This window comes from Gammaproteobacteria bacterium (assembly GCA_016195665.1).
Lineage (GTDB): Bacteria > Pseudomonadota > Gammaproteobacteria > SURF-13 > SURF-13 > JACPZD01.
Genome location: JACPZD010000011.1, coordinates 57,199 through 73,846 on the forward strand (window position 1 = coordinate 57,199; position 16,648 = coordinate 73,846).

The following is a 16,648-nucleotide window of genomic DNA, read 5'->3' on the forward strand; positions in this document are numbered from 1 at the left end:
TCTCTCCACAGATAAAACAGGGTGAGCCCACGACTCCTCTTAATTCCGTGGTGGCCAATTTAAAGCCGTGTGGAGCTGGAGTAATTTTCTCGAATCGACTTCAGCACTTTCTGCAATTTTTGGAAATTGGATTCCGTGCCGGCCTTATCCTTGGCGTCACCGCTGGCATCCAGGCGTTCCGCCAAAGTCGCTACGAACTGACTGTTGGTTTTAACTTTTGCCAGCTTGTCGGCAGGTAAGGCGCCGGAACGGGCCGGTAACGCCGCTACGAGATCACGGATGGCGAAGGCGTGATGGTGTACTTCATCCAGCTTGCCGGTTTCGATAACCCTGGCTAACTCCTCGGTCCGTTTATCTATTGACTGCCAAATAGCCTCAGCGGTGGTTGGAATCTCCACTTTGGCCTCTGTTTTTTCTACCGCTTGCGCGGACGGATTAAACAACGTGCTGCCGGCCAACATCGCGCCGAGTAGAACGGTCTGGGGTTTAACAATGTTCATCAATATCATCTTCATGCTACGGTCTCCTCTGGGTTAAGTTGTGGATTCAATTGCTGTGGGGTTTTAACTTGCTGCGCGGTAAGCCTGGCCTCACGACGCTCACGCCATTGCTCGATGCGGTTATAGACGGTAGGCACCACAACCATATTCAATAAGGTGGCCGTCACCAGCCCGCCCAGCACCACCTGCGCCAGGGGACGCTCGAGTTCTTTGCCGACCGGCGAACCCCACAGCAAGGGGATGAGGCCCAGTGCGGCGGTGGCCGCCGTCATCAGCACCGGCACCAGACGATCCAGGGTGCCCTGCACCACCACCTCGTGTAGCGGCTTGCCCTCTTCACGCAACTGGTTGTAGTGGCTGACTAGGATGATGCCGTTACGGGTGGCGATGCCAAATAAGGTGATGAAGCCGATGATCGCGGCCACGCTCATGTCGGCGCCCGCCAGATACAGGGCCACGATGCCGCCGATCATCGCGAGCGGCAGGTTGAACATCACCAACAGCGCCTCGCGGAAGGTGCCGAAGGCTTTGTAAAGAAGCAGCAAGGCGCCGAAGATGGCCAGGATGCCGAAGCTGAGCAGGATGCGATTGGCCGCTTGCTGAGATTCGAATTGTCCGCCGTATTCGATGTAGTAGCCGGGCGGCAATTTGATTTCCTTGTTGATCGCCGCTTGGGTGTCGGCGATGACGCTGCCGAGATCGCGGCCCTGCACGTTGAAGCCCACGACCAGGAGGCGCTGGACGCTCTCGCGGCTGATGGCGTAAGGCTCATCCTGCACGTTCACATCGGCGACCTGGCGCAAGGGAATCTTACCGTTGCCCTCGGCCAGGGCAGGCGCGTCAACCAGTATGTTGCGGATGTCCTCCACGCTGTTACGCTGCGAACTCTGCAAGCGCACGTTGAGGTCGAAGGTGCGGCGCCCTTCCAGAATGCTGGAGACGTTTTCGCCGTTCAGGAACAACTGGATGTCCTGCGCCACATTCCCTACGTTGATGCCGTAGCGGGCGGCCTTTTCGCGATCGATCTTGATGCTCACCTGGGGCACGTTGATCTGCTGCTCGACGTTAACGTCCACCGCGCCCGGCACGTTCTCGAGAATGCCGCGCACCTGTTGGCCGAGTTGGTACAACTGCGAAAGCTGCTCCCCGAAGATCTTGATGGCCACCTGCGCGCGCACCCCGGATTCCACCTCGTCGAAACGGTGTGCGATAAACTGGCCGATGTTGAACACCGCGCCCGGTATATCGCCAAGATCCTTGCGGATATTTTCCAGCAGAACGTCCGCGGGCATGCTGGAATTCTTTTCAAAATCCAGCCGCACGTCGAATTCGCTGAAATTGGGCGGCTGGGCGTCTTCGTCCAGCTCACTGCGGCCTGCGCGCTGCGATATGGACACAGCCTGCGGATACTTGAGCACACCTTCGCGCACCAGCTTGCCGAGCCGCATGGACTCCTCTAAGGAGGTTCCGGGCAACGTCACCATGGCGATAATAAAGTTGCCTTCCTGAAACTCCGGCAAAAACGAACGGCCGAAGAAGGGTAATAAGGACAGCGCGAACGCGAGCGCCAGTATGGACATCCCGATTACCCACCAGAACCGGCGCAACGCCACGTTCAGCACGCGCTCGAACTGGCGCTTCAGTCCCATCACGAAACGCGTTTCCTTTTCGTGTCCGTCACCGCCGCCGTGGCCCGCAGCATCTGCGGCGAGCTCCTGGCGATCCAGGGCGCGCAGCTTCACGCCCCGATCCAAGCGTTTCTCGTCCTTGCGCACCAAAAGGAAGTAGCACAGCGCCGGCACCGTGGTCACCGCCACGCCCAGCGATACGGTCACCGAGGCGATATAGGCGATGCCCAACGGACTGAAGATGCGCCCCGCCAGATCCTCCAGGAAGAAGATCGGCAGGAAGATCAGGATGATGATGAGCGTGGCATACACGACCGAATTGAGAATTTCCTGCACCGCGTCGAACACCACCTCCATCGTTGGCAACGGACGCTCGGCGTTGCGGTTCAGGCGTAGCCGGCGCACCACGTTCTCCACAGTGATGATGCCGTTGTCCACCACCTCGCCGATGGCGATGGCGAGTCCTCCGAGTGTCATGGCGTTGATGCCGATGCCGAAGGCGTACATCACCAGGATGCCACCCACAAAGGATGCCGGCATGGACAAAAAGGTGATGAAAGAGGCGCGCCAGTTCGCCAGGAATATGAACAACACGGCGATGACGATCAGCGCGCCTTCCAGGAGCGCAACATTCAGGTTGTGCACCGCCGCCTCTATGAAATTTGCCTGGCGGAAGACTTCCGTTTCCATTTCAACGCCGGGTGGTAGCTTCTCTTTGATGTCGGCGAGCGCCTTTTCCACTTTCGCGGTGGTGGTGACGGTATCGGCCCCGTAGGCCTTGGACACCGTGCCGATCACCGCGTCTTTCAAGCCATAGGCGCCATCGCCGCGCTTGATCTCGCCGCCGAAGGCCACCTCGGCCACGTTGCCGACGGTGATGGGTATCTGGTTGCGGATGGTGATCAGCGTGTTTTTGATATCCTCGAGTGAGGTGACCCGCCCTATGCCGCTGACGATGAATTCCTGCCCGGGTTGCTGCAGGAAGGCGCCCGGCACATTGACATTAGAGTTCCGCAGAGCCTCGCGCACTTGCTCGACGCTAATCTGGTAGGCCAGCATGCGCTGCGGATCCAAACGAACTTGGTACTGCTTGACCTCGCCGCCGATGGAAACGACCGAGGCGATGCCGCCCAATGACAAAATACGCGGCCGGATATCCCAATCGGAGAGCGTGCGCAATTCCTCGGGTGACAGACTATTGCTGGTGAGGGCGTACTTCACCAGCCAGCCCACGGCCGAGGTGACCGGCAACATGACAGGCTCGCTGCCCGGAGGCAGACGGCCAAGCACATTCCGGATACGCTCATTGACGAGTTGCCGGTCGAGGTAAACGTCGGTGCCTGCATCAAAGACGACGACAATGGTGGACAAACCGACGGAGGTCTTGGAGCGAACGGCGGTCACACCGGGCGTGCCGTTGATGGCGCTCTCCAGTGGATAGGTGATGAGCGACTCCACGTCCTGCGGCGCCATGCCCGGCGCCTCGGTCTGCACCACCACCTGCGGCGGCGCGAATTCAGGAAAGACGTCCAAGGCCATGCGCTGCAAGGTCAATCCGCCGACGACGAACAAAACAAGGGTCATTGCCAGCACGATGAGTCGATTGTGCAGCGACCAGGCGATCAAGGTGTTAAACATGATTAGTGTTTCTCCAGCTTCGTTTGCTTATCCGCCTTCGGCTGCGTATCCGCCGTCGCGGGTTTCTCCTCTTTCGCCTGTTTACCGCCGCCGGTCAGCCAGAGCGTGTATACCTGGCGATTACCCTGTGTCACCACCTCGTCCCCAGGCACCAGGCCCTCGGTGATTTGGCTGTACTCGTCATTGCGGGCACCAACGGTCACCTCCACGCGCCGGTAGGTATTACCTTCGCCGACAAACACGAATCGTTCACCGTTGGCCTCGATGATGGCGCCGTTGGGCACCGCGAGCGCCGCGTCATTCCGCTCTAAAATTACGCTAGCGCGGGCGAACATATTAGGCTTGAGCACGTCTTTTTCATTAGTCAACTCTATCCATACATTGACGGTACGGCTCAGCGGATCGAGGTTGGGGTCTATCAGCGTGACCTTGCCGGCAAAGACCTGGTCGGGATAGCTCAGCACATGGACGCGAGCCTCCTGCCCCACCTTGACCTTGCCGAGGTCTTCTTCATACACCTTCGCCACGACAATAAGCTGCGAGCGGTCGCTGATATGAAAGAGTGTCGTGTTGGGCTCCACCGCCTGGCCGATATTCACATTGCGCGCATCAATGACACCGCTCATGGGGGCGGTGATGGTGACGCTGGGGGGCGGGTCGCCGCTTAGGCGTGACTCCACCTTGGCCAGGTTCTGTCCGGCCTTTACCGTATCGCCCAGATTGGCGTACAGCGCCTTCACCTGGCCGCTGATGCGCAGGTCCACATCGGCTTGGCGATTCGGCAGTAGTTGCACCTGGCCGTTGATGTTCAGTTCCTTATGGATCTCCCGTACATCTGCCGGGGCTGATTGCAAGGCAATAGCCTGCTTTTGCTGATCTGTCAGTTGCACCGGACCGCGCGCGCCGCCACCGACCTCGATTTGCTCACCATGTGCGAAGGCCTGGGGCAGCGTGAACAGCATGCACAACAATAGGAAAATCAGTCTTCTGATAAAACCGGGAAATGCCGTGTGCCTACGATTTGCGGGTGTGTACATATTCAATGCTTTAATTCCTTTCATAGGGCTAAGGGGTCAGTTGGCCAGGCGCCGGCTGAGCTGGCGCTGTGGCGGGCTGTTGGCCCTGCGTTACGCCTGTCTGCTGGTCAGGCGTAATAGAGGGGCCTAGCGTCGTATCTCCGAGAGAACCGCCGACCCCGTAACGCAAGCTCACCAGCACTTGCAGGTATTGATCGAGGGTGTTGAGATAGGCAACGTGCGCATCGGTATGCTGGCGCTGCGCCTGGACGACAGAAAAGATAGGGATTTGACCTAAACCATAGGCCTGTTGCGAAAGGCTGACGTTACGGTCGGCGACCGGCAAGATGCCGTGTTCATACTCCTGCAAGGCCGCCTTCAGACGTTCGCTTTCGCCGTAGGCGCTGGCCACTGCGTTGCTGATACTAAGCGTCAACGCCTCCATGCGCGCCGTAGCCTGCGTGCCGGCGGCAATCGCCTCGGCAATGCGGCCCTGGTTTTGATTGCGCCAAGGCAGCGGGATGGACAGAGTGACGCCCAAGGCGCGCTCGGTGTCTTGTGACGGCGCACCGGTGATGGATAGACGGCTTTGCTCTACACCCACGCCGACTGTCCAGTCCTCCCAGCGCTGTGCGCGGGCCAACTCTTTATCCGCACGGGCGCGCTCCAGGCTCAACGACTCGATGCGCAAGTCGGGACGCAAGCTGAGTGCCTGTTGTTGCAGCTCCGCCAAGCCCGGCAAGGGCTGCGCTCTGGCCAATGAATCGTCCAGCTCCAAGGGCTGTGCCGCGGATCTGCCGAGCAACTGATTCAAGAGAGCCAGTTGTGTCGCCTGCTGGCTTTGCAGCAGGGTGCGTTCCTGTTGCAAGCGTGCAAGCTCTATGCGAGCGGTGGACACGTCAAGCTCGGACACTTCGGCTGCCTTGAGGCGGTTGCGTGTCAACTTAACGAGCTTTTTGTCCACGCCGATTAAGCTCTCCCGTTCCTGAATTTGCTTATCCAGTACCACTAGGCGGTAAAAGGTTGCCGCTACCTCGCCGGCCAGCTTGCGCTCGGCCACCTTGATCTCGGCTGAGGCCAGATCCACATCGACCTGCGCCACATCTTTCTGGCGAGCAATGCGTCCCGCCACGGGGAACTGCTGACTGAAGCCCACGCTGATGGAATACTCGCCATTATTATTGAAAAGAAAGCCGCTGCGCGCCGCCAGCTCCAAGCGCGGATTCGCTGGCAGGCCGGCTTGCAACAGACGGGCGCGGGCCGTATCCACGACATAGCGGGCCGCTTGTAAATCTTTATTGTTCCGCATGGCAATCTTGATGACTTCATCAAGCGCCAGCCCGGCAGCATCAGCTGCAGGACTGACACTGCCTAGCAATACGGTGCCGGCAAGGATAACGACCAGGGGCCACGCGGCCCGGCTGAAACAAGGTAATGACATGGAGCGTATTCCCAATAATAAAGGCACAGCACGAAACAGCAGACGAGCCGGAAATACAGGTTGAGGAGGAAACGAAGGAGCTTGGGAGCACCCCAACACAGTACTACCCGGCCCGGACAAGGCAGGGTAGATTAACGCGGGGGGGCGTTAGGCCAGAGGGAGTTGGCGATTAAGGCGTGGTTAGATTTGCCGGGCGGATCAGTGCCGAAATACCGGACGACAGTAGGTGCAAAGAGAACAGCACAGACAACGGCAATATACGGCAGCAAAATATAGGCGAGACTGTGCAGCAGCATCTGGGAATTAGTTGCTTGAGAAGCAGACGGCAGATTTTGCAGTACCCTACAACAAGCCTCTTCTTGCTGCCCGCCATTCCTAGAGTGGTCATCCAAGCCCAAAGGCGTGGCAGACCCCGAATGATGCGTCGGCGTCTCACCAAATTCAATGGCACTTACCGAGCACACCACCAGGGAAAACAACCAGCTTGCTAAAGCTACCCACGCGATGCCACGTAAACTGACACCCCCGAACCGCCGGGGGGCAGAGTATTGCTCCATCACTTGGTACGGGACGGCTGAACTCACTCGTTAATCATCTCGTTTAGTAATATCGAAATTGGCAATTGTAGGTAGCCACTCAAATGTGACCCAAAAAGTCTGCCGTAGTTCCTTTGCAAAGTCAACTATATCAAAATCGGCCATCTGTATTAGTCAAGGTAATTTGACAGTAGCGTCCGGATGTTAGTGGAGTAAATTCAACTGGTTGGGCGAATCGCTCTCGTTGCCATTCAGCGATTCGGATGTGTACGTTTAACTAGACGACTCAATGAAGGAAAGAATGCTGGAGTAGTGGCCGCATAACTTGCATATTGTTCGCCAAACGCCGCCCGCATCTCATTCTCCTCACGCCGCGCCAGCCGCAGATACATCCAGGTGAGTACCGGAAACATCAACACGGTTAAGAGGGTCGGCCATTGCAGCAGAAAACCAAACATGATTAAAACAAACCCGGCGTATTGAGGGTGGCGTATGTACGCATAAGGGCCGCTGGTGGCCAAGGTGCGACTCTTTTGCGCTGCGTAGAGCACCTTCCAGGCATTGGCCAATACGATGAAGCCGGCGACGATGAACAGGGTGCTGAACAAATGAAAGGGTCCAAAATGGGGGTTGGCGCGCCAGCCGAACAGCGTCTCCAGCAAGTGGCCGGCGTCATGAGAAAGGAAATCCACACCCGGATAGCGGCTGGCAAACCAGCCGGATAGAAGGTAAATGGTGAGCGGGAAACCGTACATTTCCGTAAACAGAGCGACGATGAATGCCGAAAAGGCACCAAACGAACGCCAGTCGCGCGGGCTCTTCGGCCGCGTGAAGCTGAAGGCGAAAATAATAAACACCAAGGAGTTGATAATGACCAGACTCCACAAACCGTAAGCAGGCGCCTCGCTCATTTTATATCTCCCTTGGCTTTATGTTGATGGTTACCGCCCTCACCATGCCCGCCGTGAAACAGATGCAACAATAGGCAGGCCAGCAGTAGCAGAAACGGCAAAATGCCAAATAGATGCGCCCGGTGTTCGGTGAAAAGAAAAAAACCAGCAATAGCAAGAAAGGCCAGGAGCACCAGGTTGGATTTGGACAGCAGCCGTTTGTTATGGTCAATCTGATGCTCAGTAGTAGTCATACGATAACCCTCCTAAATATCTTCACTTGGAATAGCGCTGGCGCTCCCTCCGCTATGACTGATTAACATGAGTATCTGAATCTTTCATGGCTGAGAGTTTGGTAAGCTTCTCTCTAAAAGAAGCCTCATCCAACCCTCCCGAGTATTCGAGTTTGCCGTTGATCACAATCCCGGGAGAGGACATGACATGATATTTTTCCAGTATCTCCGGATGCTCGACGATGTTGATGTTCTCGATAACCATGTCTGGAAAATCGGCCTTCACCTTCTCAATAACGCGTTTGGCCTTGGCGCACTGCACACAATCGGGTACAGTTAAAAATAAAATATTAATCATCCAATTCTCCTTTAAGCCGGTATCCGAGGGCTTCCAGCGCCCTGTTCATATCGGAAATCGTTACTTGATAGCTGTCATATTCCACGTCCGCGATTTTTGTATCGAAATCCACCCGCGCTGAAATGACACCTGGGATATTTTTCAGAATCATTCCGGTGGAGACGGCGCACGAGCCACAGTGCATGCCCTCGACAATAAGTTTTTTCCTGATAATGGATTCCATGATTTTCCTCGCATCACATCGGTTCAATGCCAAGGGGGACTAAGCTCAGCCCCCAGAGCATGAAGATGGCAAGAACAATTACCACCTCTTTGGTAAATCGCCTGCCGCTCTTCCACCAATACCAAAACAGCACGCCGAGCGTGAGTAAAAAATTGGCCCAGAAGCCCCACTCTGCAAAGGGCGCCTTTTGCCCGATCTGTTCAATGGGAATATCCGCCTCGGCGATCCTTGCACCGCCGATGCTTTCCGCCGCCATGTTCAGGCCTTCGTGGAAAAAACCGCCCTCATACCAGAGATGACCGGACACGCCGTTCAGCGTGATGAACGAAGCCAGGGCCACCAGCGACCAGCCGATAAATTTATCCACCGTTACTTTTCGTTTCAGCAAACCCGGCAGGGCGTTGACGCCCAGGATGCCCAGCACCGAGAGAAAGATCAGCGGCATGGCGCGGCCTATGCCGTTCATGCCCATCAACCAGAAACCTTCCCACATATCCCCGGCGCCGGCGATGTAAATCAGCAATATGTAGGTGATGGGATTGGGGCAAACGACACCGGCGTTACCCAGAAACAGGCCGAGGAAAAAGACTTTACTTACAGATAGCGGACTGTTCCTCGATGAACTTCGGGATTTTTTCCACTTCATTCAATACATGTTGCTCAACCATGTTGTGGCTCCCGGTGGGTACGCCGATAAAACACACGGACAACAAATCCCGCGCGCTGAGCCTCCCCTTTTCCCATAGGGGAGATAGGGGGGCTTTCCCTCATCAACCCATCAGTTACTGGGCTTAATACTCACGATGCGATAACCGCCGTCGGCCTTTTCCAGATCAAAGTCCACCTTCATACCGGGCTGGATACCCTCCAACATGGCGGCATCCTTAACCGGAAAGCCCATGGTCATAGCCGGCCAGTTCAGGCTCTCGATGGGCCCGTGCGAGAGATTGACCTTGCCTGTTTTAGCGTCTATCCCGTTCACGGTACCCTGTCCGCGATGGATCTTTTTATCATGCATCTGATCGCCCATGCCGGACATCTTCTGATCCTTCATTTCACCCATGGGCTGATCCTTCATGCCGTGCATACCATCCATGTCGGCATATAATGGCGTGGTCGAGACACCGAGGAATACGGCTATTGCAATTGCACTGTACATTTTCTTCATGTTGCCTCCTTAGGCTAAGGTTGGTTATAAAGATATGAATCGTTTGGTTTCTGAAAAAATCACCTATTTACTTGTCCTGGATGCCTCAGAACCAGAATCGCAGCCCGGCAACCACAGCGAAGTCACTGGTCTCCCCGCCTTCACTGCGCGCCATGTCTGCGGTATCGCCCAGCTTGCGTGTCCAGGAAACTCCGATATACGGCGCGAACTCGCGTTTAATTTCGTAGCGCAGGCGCAGACCCAGCCCCACATCGTTGATGCCCCGTCCGACATCAAATTCCTCGACTCTCTGTGCGGCGGCATTAACCTCGAAACGCGGTTGCAGAATCAAACGTTGCGTGAAAAGCAGGTCGTAGGTTGCTGAGAAACGCGCCGAGACATCGCCGTCCTGGCTGACAAAAAGCGCCGGCGTCACCTCGAACCAGTACGGCGCCAATCCCTCAAAACCGATGACGGCAAAGCCGCGGTCACGATCTTGGCCGCTACCGTAGAGCCTGTCGTAACGTAATCCCGCCTGAAAATCCCAGAACGGCGCCACTAGGCGGCTGTAGAGGGCCTGCGCCTCCCATTTGCCGCCGCTAGTCCCTGAACGGCGATCTTTGCCTTCGGTCCTCAGCCAGAGCCTGTTGTAGTCGGTGCCCACCCAGCCTTGCGCGTCCCAGTTCAGTGTGTCCGGGCCGTCGCCATTCCGATACTCAAGCTGATCCACCAGCAGCAGGCCGAGTACCGGATTGTCCTCCACTGGCTCAGGCCAGCCCGGTTCCGCCGCCATGCCCGTGACAGAGGCCAGCAGTCCAACCAGCCCGATTGCGCAACCACGCATAGTCCTGCTCATCATGCCGTTTGATCTCATGAGTGTTCTCCCATGCCGCTCCGGGATACGGACACCACGCGGAACATGCCCATATCCATGTGGATAAGAAGATGGCAGTGAAACGCCCAGTTGCCCGGCGCGTCGGCGGTAATCAACAGGGATAATCGCTCACCCGGTTTTACGCTGATGGTGTGCTTGCGCGGCAGATAATCCCCGGCGCCGTTCTCCAGCTCCATCCACATCCCGTGCAGATGGATCGGATGGTCCATCATGGTATCGTTGACCAGCACCAGGCGCAGCCGTTCACCATACTGGAATGCAATCGGTTCCTTGGCCTCCGAATATTTCTTGCCGTCGAACGACCACATGTAGCGCTCCATATTGCCGGTGAGATGCAGCTCGATTTCACGCCCCGGCGCGCGCTTGTCGTACATCGGCTTCACGCTGCGCAAATCGGTGTACACCAGCACGCGCGTGCCGGTGTTTTCCAGGCCGCTGCCCGGTTCGTGCAGGCGGCTGCGCGGTGTCTCGGCGATCATCGAGTTGCCCGGGCCGTGAGTGTCGGGGCCGTGCTTGGTCACATTATTCATGCCTGACATGCCCTTGTCGTCCATCTTCATGCCCGGCATGTCGTGTTGCATGCTCGCAGCGCCCATGCCAGACATGTCCATGCCTTCCATGTTGCCCATGCCCATATCGGCCATGGTGCGCAGAGGCCGTGGCCGCCGTTCGGGAATCGGCGCTGTCAAGCCCTCGCGCGCCGTCAGCGTGCCGCGCGCATAGCCGCTGCGGTCCATCGTCTCGGCAAAAACGGTGTAGGCGCGATCCTCCCGGGGCTCTACGATGACGTCATAGGTTTCGGCCACCCCCGTGCGGAACTCGTCCACGGTAACCGGCTGCACGTTTTGGCCATCCACCTGCACCACGGTCATCTTGAGTCCCGGAATGCGTACATCGAAATACGTCATCGTGGCCGCATTGATAAAACGCAGCCGCACGCGCTCGCCGGGCCGGAACAGCCCGCTCCAGTTGGAGCCCGGCGCGAGGCCATTCATCAAATAGGTATAGGTGTAGCCGCTGACGTCCGCGAAATCGGTCGGCGACATGCGCATCTGCGCCCACATGAGACGCTCGGTCATCGTGGCATCCCAGCCCCTCTCCGATACATCGCGGAAAAAATCCCCCACCGTTTGTTGCTGGAAGTTGTAGTAATTGCTTTGCTTCTTCAGCTTGGCCAGCACCCGGAGAGGATCCTCGAAGGTCCAGTCGGAGAGCATCACCACATACTCCCGATCATAGGAAAACGGCTCCGGCTCGACCGGATCGATAATAATCGGTCCGTAATGACCCAATTGTTCTTGCAGGCCGCTATGACTGTGGTACCAATAGGTGCCGCTTTGCCTGACCGGGAATTGGTAAGTGAAGGTCTGCCCCGGCTTGATCCCGGCAAAGCTGACACCGGGCACACCATCCATTTCAGCCGGCAAAATGATCCCATGCCAGTGAACCGATGTGTCTTCATCAAGCTGATTGGCCACCCGCAGAATAGCGGTCTGCCCTTCCCGTAGACGTACCAAAGGTCCGGGGATCGAGCCGTTAATGGTGACCGCCTTCGCCTCCTGGTCTGCAATACGTATCGCCGTTCTCTGGATGCGTAGATCAATCGCTTGTCCAACCTCTCCAGCGGCCATAGCCTGGCGCAGCCCGGTGTACTCTGAGGCGTAGGCGGGTGCGAGGCGATCAAGGCCCGTCAACAGCCCCATCGCCGCCACACTTTTTAGAAAGTGGCGTCTTGTGAATAGTTCGGTCTTACTGTTCATTAAAATACCTCCGCTAAATGGTGTGCGCATGGCGGAGCTGGCCGCAAACTGTATGGTGCAGAGCGAATTTGGTGTTATCTGGTGGATAACTCAACGCCGCCCGTGGCGCGCACGAGGTTCTATAATGGTTATGCTACGGCATAACCTCACGGTTTTCAAAAAACCGCGAACGATTAGCTAGAGGCTTGAGGAGGTCTTACGTGGGGAGGGAATATAATCCCGGTGACCGGGATCGTCAGGGGGATATAAAACGTTGAAATTGAAGCAGTTGTTAATGAATAGTTAGACACCATCGCCGCGATGCAGGAAGCCCCGCAGATGCAGGAAGCCCCGCAGGTAGCATGGTTGTGACCTTTTTCGTGGTCGTGGCCGGAATCCTGATTTGCATCTACATCGGCGTGCGCCGCGTCGCCGTGGGCCGCGATATCCTGTGTCACTGCGTTGCAGTGGTGCTCATGCGTGGCGCCGAACGCCTCCGCCAGCGCAGACTGCACCGGGCCTATCGCAAGGACCAGCGCGAGCAACCAATTAACCGGGCGATGCCTATTCATGGGTTCAAGTATAGAGACTGAATTGTTCTTGTCAACGTCAGACAGCGATAATTCTATTCAGTTCGGCGCACCACTATATATGGCAACTGGCACGACCGCGTTTCTCCAAATACTGCTGATGATAGTCCTCGGCCATGTAAAATTCAGTCGCGGGGGTGATCTCGGTGACGATGGGATTTTTGTAACGGCCGCTCGCATCGAGTCTCCCCCTGGATGCATGCGCGGCGGCCTCTTGCTCCGGTGTATGAAAAAATATCGCGGAGCGGTATTGTGTCCCGACATCCGGCCCCTGCCGGTTCCGTGTGGTCGGGTTGTGATTGTCCCAGAACACTGCGAGCAACTCATCGTACGTCACCTGTTCGGGATCATACGTCACCTCCACCACTTCCGCGTGGCCGGTATTCCCTGAACACACATCCTGGTAAGTCGGGTTTACAAGTGTCCCGCCAAGATAGCCCACCCGGGTCGTCAGCACGCCCTTCACTTTACGAAAGGCGGCCTCAACACCCCAGAAACAACCTGCTCCAAACGTCGCTTTTTCCATAACGTTACCTCGCTGTTTCAGTGCCTATGACGATGATGTAGATCGGGAAGATGGCCATGTATGTGTGTGAGCGGTTCGTGGACATGCTTGTGAGCATGCGGTTCCGTACCCTCGCCACCTTCATGGCGATGCCGATGGTGTTCATCGTGATGATGTAGATGGGCATGCACTAGATACTCATGGATATGCCCATGCTTATGTTGCTCTGTAAGCACCAGATAGGTGGCGACTATCATCAATAGCAGGACAATAATGAAGATCACGCCGAGCGGTTCGTTCAACAGAATTATAGCCATCGCCGCACCAATGAAGGGCGCCGTGCTGAAATGCGCGCTGGTGCGGGCGCTGCCTAAATGACGTAAGGCGTATACAAACAACACTAAACTGACGCCATAGCTGAGCAATCCAAGCAGCATGGCGGAGAGCAAGACAAAAATTTCAGGCAGCTCTGCTCCGCTAACATAGGCGAGTATCAAGGAAACACTGCCCGCCGCCAAGCCTTTAATCATCGCAATGGTCATCGGATCGCCTGCGGAAATCCTGCGCGTCAGATTATTATCCACGCCCCACATAAAACACGCGCCCAGGACGGCAAGTAAACCCACATTAAAGCTCAGCGCAGCGCCCGGATTATAGAAAAGCATGAGCCCGGCCAACAGCATGATCAGCGTGGCAATCCAGATCCGGGCAGCAACCGCCTCCCGGAATACCCAAGCGGCGATAAGAACCGTCAGCACACCTTCCAGATTCAACATTAACGAAACGCTGGAAGCCGTGCTTATGGTTAATCCATACAATAAAAGAATCGGCCCCAGCACCCCTCCGGTTATTGTCGCTCCCGCAAGCCACAGATAATCGCGCCCATGCAGCGCCGCTTCTTTACTCCATACCGTCTTACGCTGCATCAAGCCGCCGGCGAATTTAATGACCAGCAATCCCAGACCGCTGCCCAGATATAACAAACCCGCCAGCAGCAGCGGCGGCATTTCTCCCAATAATACCTTGGCCAGCGGGGTACTCGCGCCAAACAACGCCGCCGCGACAAGGCAAAGAAAGCGTAGCGTTGGACATGAAGGTCAATCATGGCGGTTTCTAATTTCTAGTGAAAAACTAAGGAAATCTGACTTACAGAGGTTCACTAATATTATCCCTTTTCAGGAGGTGTTGCATGTTAGTGAGTTATAATCGTTTATCGGTTGCCGGGCGCGCGCTGGCCGGTGCGCCATAGCACCCATTCCGTTTCGCTCAAATTTGACAAGGATAAATGAACAACTTGCGGCAGATTTTGCACGTACGCATACACACCTATGAAGATACCAAAGAGAATTGAACCGCTGGTCGAGGAGGGTCTCGTCGATGCGGTCATCCGTCAGCTCATGAGCGGCAAAGAGGCCATGGTCTACGTGGTCCGCTGCGGGGAAGAGATCCGCTGCGCAAAGGTTTACAAAGAGGCCAACAAACGCAGCTTCCGCCAGGCCACTGATTACGCGGAAGGCCGCCAAGTGAAAAACAGCCGTCGCGCCCGCGCCATGGGAAAGAGCAGCCGGTATGGACGCAAGGCGCAGGAGGATGCGTGGCAAAGCGCCGAGGTGGACGCCTTGTACCATCTCGCCGCCGCCGGCGTGCGTGTCCCGCGGCCCTATGACTTCCTTGAGGGCGTGCTGCTGATGGAGTTGGTGACCGACGACAATGGCAACGCCGCCCCGAGACTGAACGATCTGGCGCTAACGGCAGGGCAGGCCCGCGAGTACCACCGCACACTGATTAGACAGGTCGTTCGCATGCTCTGCGCCGGGATCGTCCACGGCGATTTGTCCGAATATAACGTGCTCGTCGGCAGCGAAGGGCCCGTCATCATAGACTTGCCCCAAGCCGTAGACGCCGCGAGCAACAACAACGCCGCCAGTATGCTCGAGCGGGACGTCGCCCGCCTGGCTTCCTACTTCGGCCGTTTCGCCCCCGAGCTCCTGACCACCGACTATGGCAAGGAGATATGGTCACTCTACCAGAGCGGCAAGCTACACCCGGAGATCGAGCTGACCGGGCGCTTTGCGCGCAGCGAGAAACCGGCTGATGTGGGCAGTGTCATGCGGGAAGTGGACGACGCGCGCAAGGAAGAAGAGGTGCGCCAACGATACAGGCAGCAAATGGAGCAATAGGACGGCCTTTGATCCGCAGGGCTCGTTGTGTGTCCAATGTCGTATTGGCGCAGTAGAGGATATAAATGATTATGCCGCTTCGAAAGCCAAGCTCAGCGACTTAGCGATTGCACAGAGACGTTTATCCCGGGTCCAGAACCGCGCGGCGCCGGCCAGAGAAACTGCCGACAGGAGATGCGCATCGACATAACCGATGCCCCTACCCATCAAGCCATGCCTTCCGATAAAAAACAGCACCTCCTCATCGGTAGCGATAGGAACAGAGGGCAGATCCTGCAACAGTGATAAAACCGCTTCGCGGTTGCTCAGATTGCCACAGGCCAATTCGCCGACGATAAAGGGGTGCGCCAACACCTGGCCGGTGTTCAGCAATTCCACTAACGCCAACTCACCCGCGCGCAGGTGGTCAATCCAGACAGAACTATCAACCAGGATCACGCCGGATCGGTTTGGCGCCGAGGAACAGGTTCCAGCTGCGGCTCAGTGCCGCCCAACTGCGCCAAGCGCCGAGCACTCTCCCGCTCGATCAAGGCCTTAAGCCCCTCCCGGACCAACGCCGTCCTTTCCTTTAGCCCGCTTACCCGCTGCGCTTTAGCGAGAAGCTCGTCTTCAATGTTCAGTGTCGTTCTCATAGATATCACCTCAATAAAGAGTGAGATGCCTAAATTGGGCATCATTTGATGATTAATAGCATGATTATGTATCGCATGGCAATACGACCCGTCAATGTTTGCCACCATCAGAAAGCAAGCTACGCCCGGAGATCGAGCTGACCGGGCGCTTCGCGCGCAGCGAGAAACCGGCTGATGTGGGCAGCGTCATGCGGGAAGTTGACGACGCGCGCAAGCGATTGCGTCGCCATTTTTCGCGAAACCCGCATGGATCCATCCGATTTCGGGAGCGAAAAATGGGCGACGTGTATTGCCTCCGGCGGCCCGCGTTCGTCCTGCGTCCGCCACGGCGCTACACTTCGTTGCGCGACATGGCTCCCACAATGACTTGACGCCGTGCCGGGTGCCTCCTATTTTGTCTCCACCCGCGCTACCGCGCGGACTCCGACAAAACATCCGGCCCTACGGCTACGCGGGGGGCGTCGCACACCGCTCGTCCGCTATCGCTCCCTCGCTTC

At 56.8% G+C, this 16,648-nt stretch carries 17 protein-coding genes and 1 pseudogene; 2 read left to right on the forward strand and 16 right to left on the reverse strand.

Annotated elements, in window-relative coordinates; genetic code table 11:
- Positions 1-59 precede the first annotated feature (59 nt).
- From HY028_04055 to HY028_04110, 12 genes are all read right to left on the reverse strand, one after another.
- The gene (locus tag HY028_04055) at positions 60-515 is read right to left on the reverse strand and encodes a transporter (GenBank protein ID MBI3344024.1); all 456 of its coding nucleotides are present in this window, start codon (positions 513-515) and stop codon (positions 60-62) included.
- Positions 512-3,766: an efflux RND transporter permease subunit gene (locus HY028_04060; GenBank protein ID MBI3344025.1), complete on the reverse strand. Its 3,255-nt coding sequence runs from the start codon at positions 3,764-3,766 to the stop codon at positions 512-514. Before HY028_04060 ends, HY028_04055 begins: the two co-directional genes overlap by 4 nt.
- A gap of 2 nt (positions 3,767-3,768) precedes the next feature.
- On the reverse strand, positions 3,769-4,728 hold the full coding sequence (locus HY028_04065; GenBank protein MBI3344026.1) for an efflux RND transporter periplasmic adaptor subunit: 960 nt from the start codon (positions 4,726-4,728) through the stop codon (positions 3,769-3,771).
- 103 nt (positions 4,729-4,831) lie between these two features.
- A complete protein-coding gene (locus HY028_04070) occupies positions 4,832-6,223 on the reverse strand; it encodes a TolC family protein (protein ID MBI3344027.1) in 1,392 nt (463 codons plus the stop codon).
- Between the two features lie 787 nt (positions 6,224-7,010).
- Entirely contained in the window at positions 7,011-7,670 is a 660-nt protein-coding gene (locus HY028_04075) for an isoprenylcysteine carboxylmethyltransferase family protein (protein MBI3344028.1), read from the reverse strand.
- Positions 7,667-7,903, reverse strand: a complete 237-nt coding sequence (locus tag HY028_04080) for a DUF2933 domain-containing protein (GenBank protein ID MBI3344029.1) — start codon at positions 7,901-7,903, stop codon at positions 7,667-7,669. Before HY028_04080 ends, HY028_04075 begins: the two co-directional genes overlap by 4 nt.
- Before the next feature lie 52 nt (positions 7,904-7,955).
- Positions 7,956-8,240 (reverse strand): thioredoxin family protein, encoded by a 285-nt coding sequence (locus HY028_04085; protein ID MBI3344030.1) that lies wholly within the window; start codon positions 8,238-8,240, stop codon positions 7,956-7,958.
- A complete protein-coding gene (locus HY028_04090) occupies positions 8,233-8,463 on the reverse strand; it encodes a heavy-metal-associated domain-containing protein (GenBank protein MBI3344031.1) in 231 nt (76 codons plus the stop codon). The genes HY028_04085 and HY028_04090 overlap by 8 nt, the downstream gene beginning before the upstream one ends.
- Before the next feature lie 13 nt (positions 8,464-8,476).
- Positions 8,477-9,109 carry a hypothetical protein gene (locus HY028_04095; protein ID MBI3344032.1) on the reverse strand — a complete coding sequence of 211 codons (633 nt, stop codon included), beginning with the start codon at positions 9,107-9,109 and terminating at the stop codon, positions 8,477-8,479.
- Between the two features lie 132 nt (positions 9,110-9,241).
- Positions 9,242-9,559, reverse strand: coding sequence for a copper-binding protein (locus HY028_04100; protein ID MBI3344033.1), 318 nt, complete (start codon positions 9,557-9,559; stop codon positions 9,242-9,244).
- A 157-nt stretch (positions 9,560-9,716) separates the two neighbouring features.
- A complete protein-coding gene (locus tag HY028_04105) occupies positions 9,717-10,466 on the reverse strand; it encodes a copper resistance protein B (GenBank protein MBI3344034.1) in 750 nt (249 codons plus the stop codon).
- 14 nt (positions 10,467-10,480) lie between these two features.
- Positions 10,481-12,265 (reverse strand): copper resistance system multicopper oxidase, encoded by a 1,785-nt coding sequence (locus tag HY028_04110; protein MBI3344035.1) that lies wholly within the window; start codon positions 12,263-12,265, stop codon positions 10,481-10,483.
- 341 nt (positions 12,266-12,606) lie between these two features.
- On the opposite strand from HY028_04110, the gene HY028_04115 reads away from it, so the two are divergent.
- On the forward strand, positions 12,607-12,837 hold the full coding sequence (locus tag HY028_04115; GenBank protein MBI3344036.1) for a hypothetical protein: 231 nt from the start codon (positions 12,607-12,609) through the stop codon (positions 12,835-12,837).
- Between the two features lie 52 nt (positions 12,838-12,889).
- Here HY028_04115 and msrA read toward each other — a convergent pair whose 3' ends face one another.
- Entirely contained in the window at positions 12,890-13,360 is a 471-nt protein-coding gene (gene msrA, locus HY028_04120) for a peptide-methionine (S)-S-oxide reductase MsrA (protein MBI3344037.1), read from the reverse strand.
- A 17-nt stretch (positions 13,361-13,377) separates the two neighbouring features.
- A pseudogene (locus tag HY028_04125) lies at positions 13,378-14,406 on the reverse strand (DMT family transporter).
- A 261-nt stretch (positions 14,407-14,667) separates the two neighbouring features.
- Between HY028_04125 and HY028_04130 the strand changes: the two are divergent.
- Positions 14,668-15,519: a serine protein kinase RIO gene (locus tag HY028_04130; GenBank protein MBI3344038.1), complete on the forward strand. Its 852-nt coding sequence runs from the start codon at positions 14,668-14,670 to the stop codon at positions 15,517-15,519.
- A 69-nt stretch (positions 15,520-15,588) separates the two neighbouring features.
- Here the strand turns inward: HY028_04130 and HY028_04135 are convergent, their stop codons facing one another.
- Both HY028_04135 and HY028_04140 read right to left on the reverse strand, forming a co-directional pair.
- Positions 15,589-15,957 (reverse strand): type II toxin-antitoxin system VapC family toxin, encoded by a 369-nt coding sequence (locus HY028_04135; protein ID MBI3344039.1) that lies wholly within the window; start codon positions 15,955-15,957, stop codon positions 15,589-15,591.
- A complete protein-coding gene (locus HY028_04140; GenBank protein MBI3344040.1) occupies positions 15,954-16,151 on the reverse strand; it encodes a type II toxin-antitoxin system VapB family antitoxin in 198 nt (65 codons plus the stop codon). Before HY028_04140 ends, HY028_04135 begins: the two co-directional genes overlap by 4 nt.
- Positions 16,152-16,648: the final 497 nt, after the last annotated feature.

Excerpts from the sequence above, each read along its gene's own strand:
- HY028_04055 (MBI3344024.1), bottom strand. The coding sequence starts at position 515 with ATGAAGATGATATTGATGAACATTGTTAAACCCCAGACCGTTCTACTC.
- HY028_04060 (MBI3344025.1), bottom strand. The coding sequence starts at position 3,766 with ATGTTTAACACCTTGATCGCCTGGTCGCTGCACAATCGACTCATCGTG.
- HY028_04065 (MBI3344026.1), bottom strand. The coding sequence starts at position 4,728 with ATGCTGTTCACGCTGCCCCAGGCCTTCGCACATGGTGAGCAAATCGAG.
- HY028_04070 (MBI3344027.1), bottom strand. The coding sequence starts at position 6,223 with ATGTCATTACCTTGTTTCAGCCGGGCCGCGTGGCCCCTGGTCGTTATC.
- HY028_04075 (MBI3344028.1), bottom strand. The coding sequence starts at position 7,670 with ATGAGCGAGGCGCCTGCTTACGGTTTGTGGAGTCTGGTCATTATCAAC.
- HY028_04080 (MBI3344029.1), bottom strand. The coding sequence starts at position 7,903 with ATGACTACTACTGAGCATCAGATTGACCATAACAAACGGCTGCTGTCC.
- HY028_04085 (MBI3344030.1), bottom strand. The coding sequence starts at position 8,240 with ATGATTAATATTTTATTTTTAACTGTACCCGATTGTGTGCAGTGCGCC.
- HY028_04090 (MBI3344031.1), bottom strand. The coding sequence starts at position 8,463 with ATGGAATCCATTATCAGGAAAAAACTTATTGTCGAGGGCATGCACTGT.
- HY028_04095 (MBI3344032.1), bottom strand. The coding sequence starts at position 9,109 with ATGAAGTGGAAAAAATCCCGAAGTTCATCGAGGAACAGTCCGCTATCT.
- HY028_04100 (MBI3344033.1), bottom strand. The coding sequence starts at position 9,559 with ATGGATGGTATGCACGGCATGAAGGATCAGCCCATGGGTGAAATGAAG.
- HY028_04105 (MBI3344034.1), bottom strand. The coding sequence starts at position 10,466 with ATGAGCAGGACTATGCGTGGTTGCGCAATCGGGCTGGTTGGACTGCTG.
- HY028_04110 (MBI3344035.1), bottom strand. The coding sequence starts at position 12,265 with ATGAACAGTAAGACCGAACTATTCACAAGACGCCACTTTCTAAAAAGT.
- HY028_04115 (MBI3344036.1), top strand. The coding sequence starts at position 12,607 with ATGGTTGTGACCTTTTTCGTGGTCGTGGCCGGAATCCTGATTTGCATC.
- msrA (MBI3344037.1), bottom strand. The coding sequence starts at position 13,360 with ATGGAAAAAGCGACGTTTGGAGCAGGTTGTTTCTGGGGTGTTGAGGCC.
- HY028_04130 (MBI3344038.1), top strand. The coding sequence starts at position 14,668 with ATGAAGATACCAAAGAGAATTGAACCGCTGGTCGAGGAGGGTCTCGTC.
- HY028_04140 (MBI3344040.1), bottom strand. The coding sequence starts at position 16,151 with ATGAGAACGACACTGAACATTGAAGACGAGCTTCTCGCTAAAGCGCAG.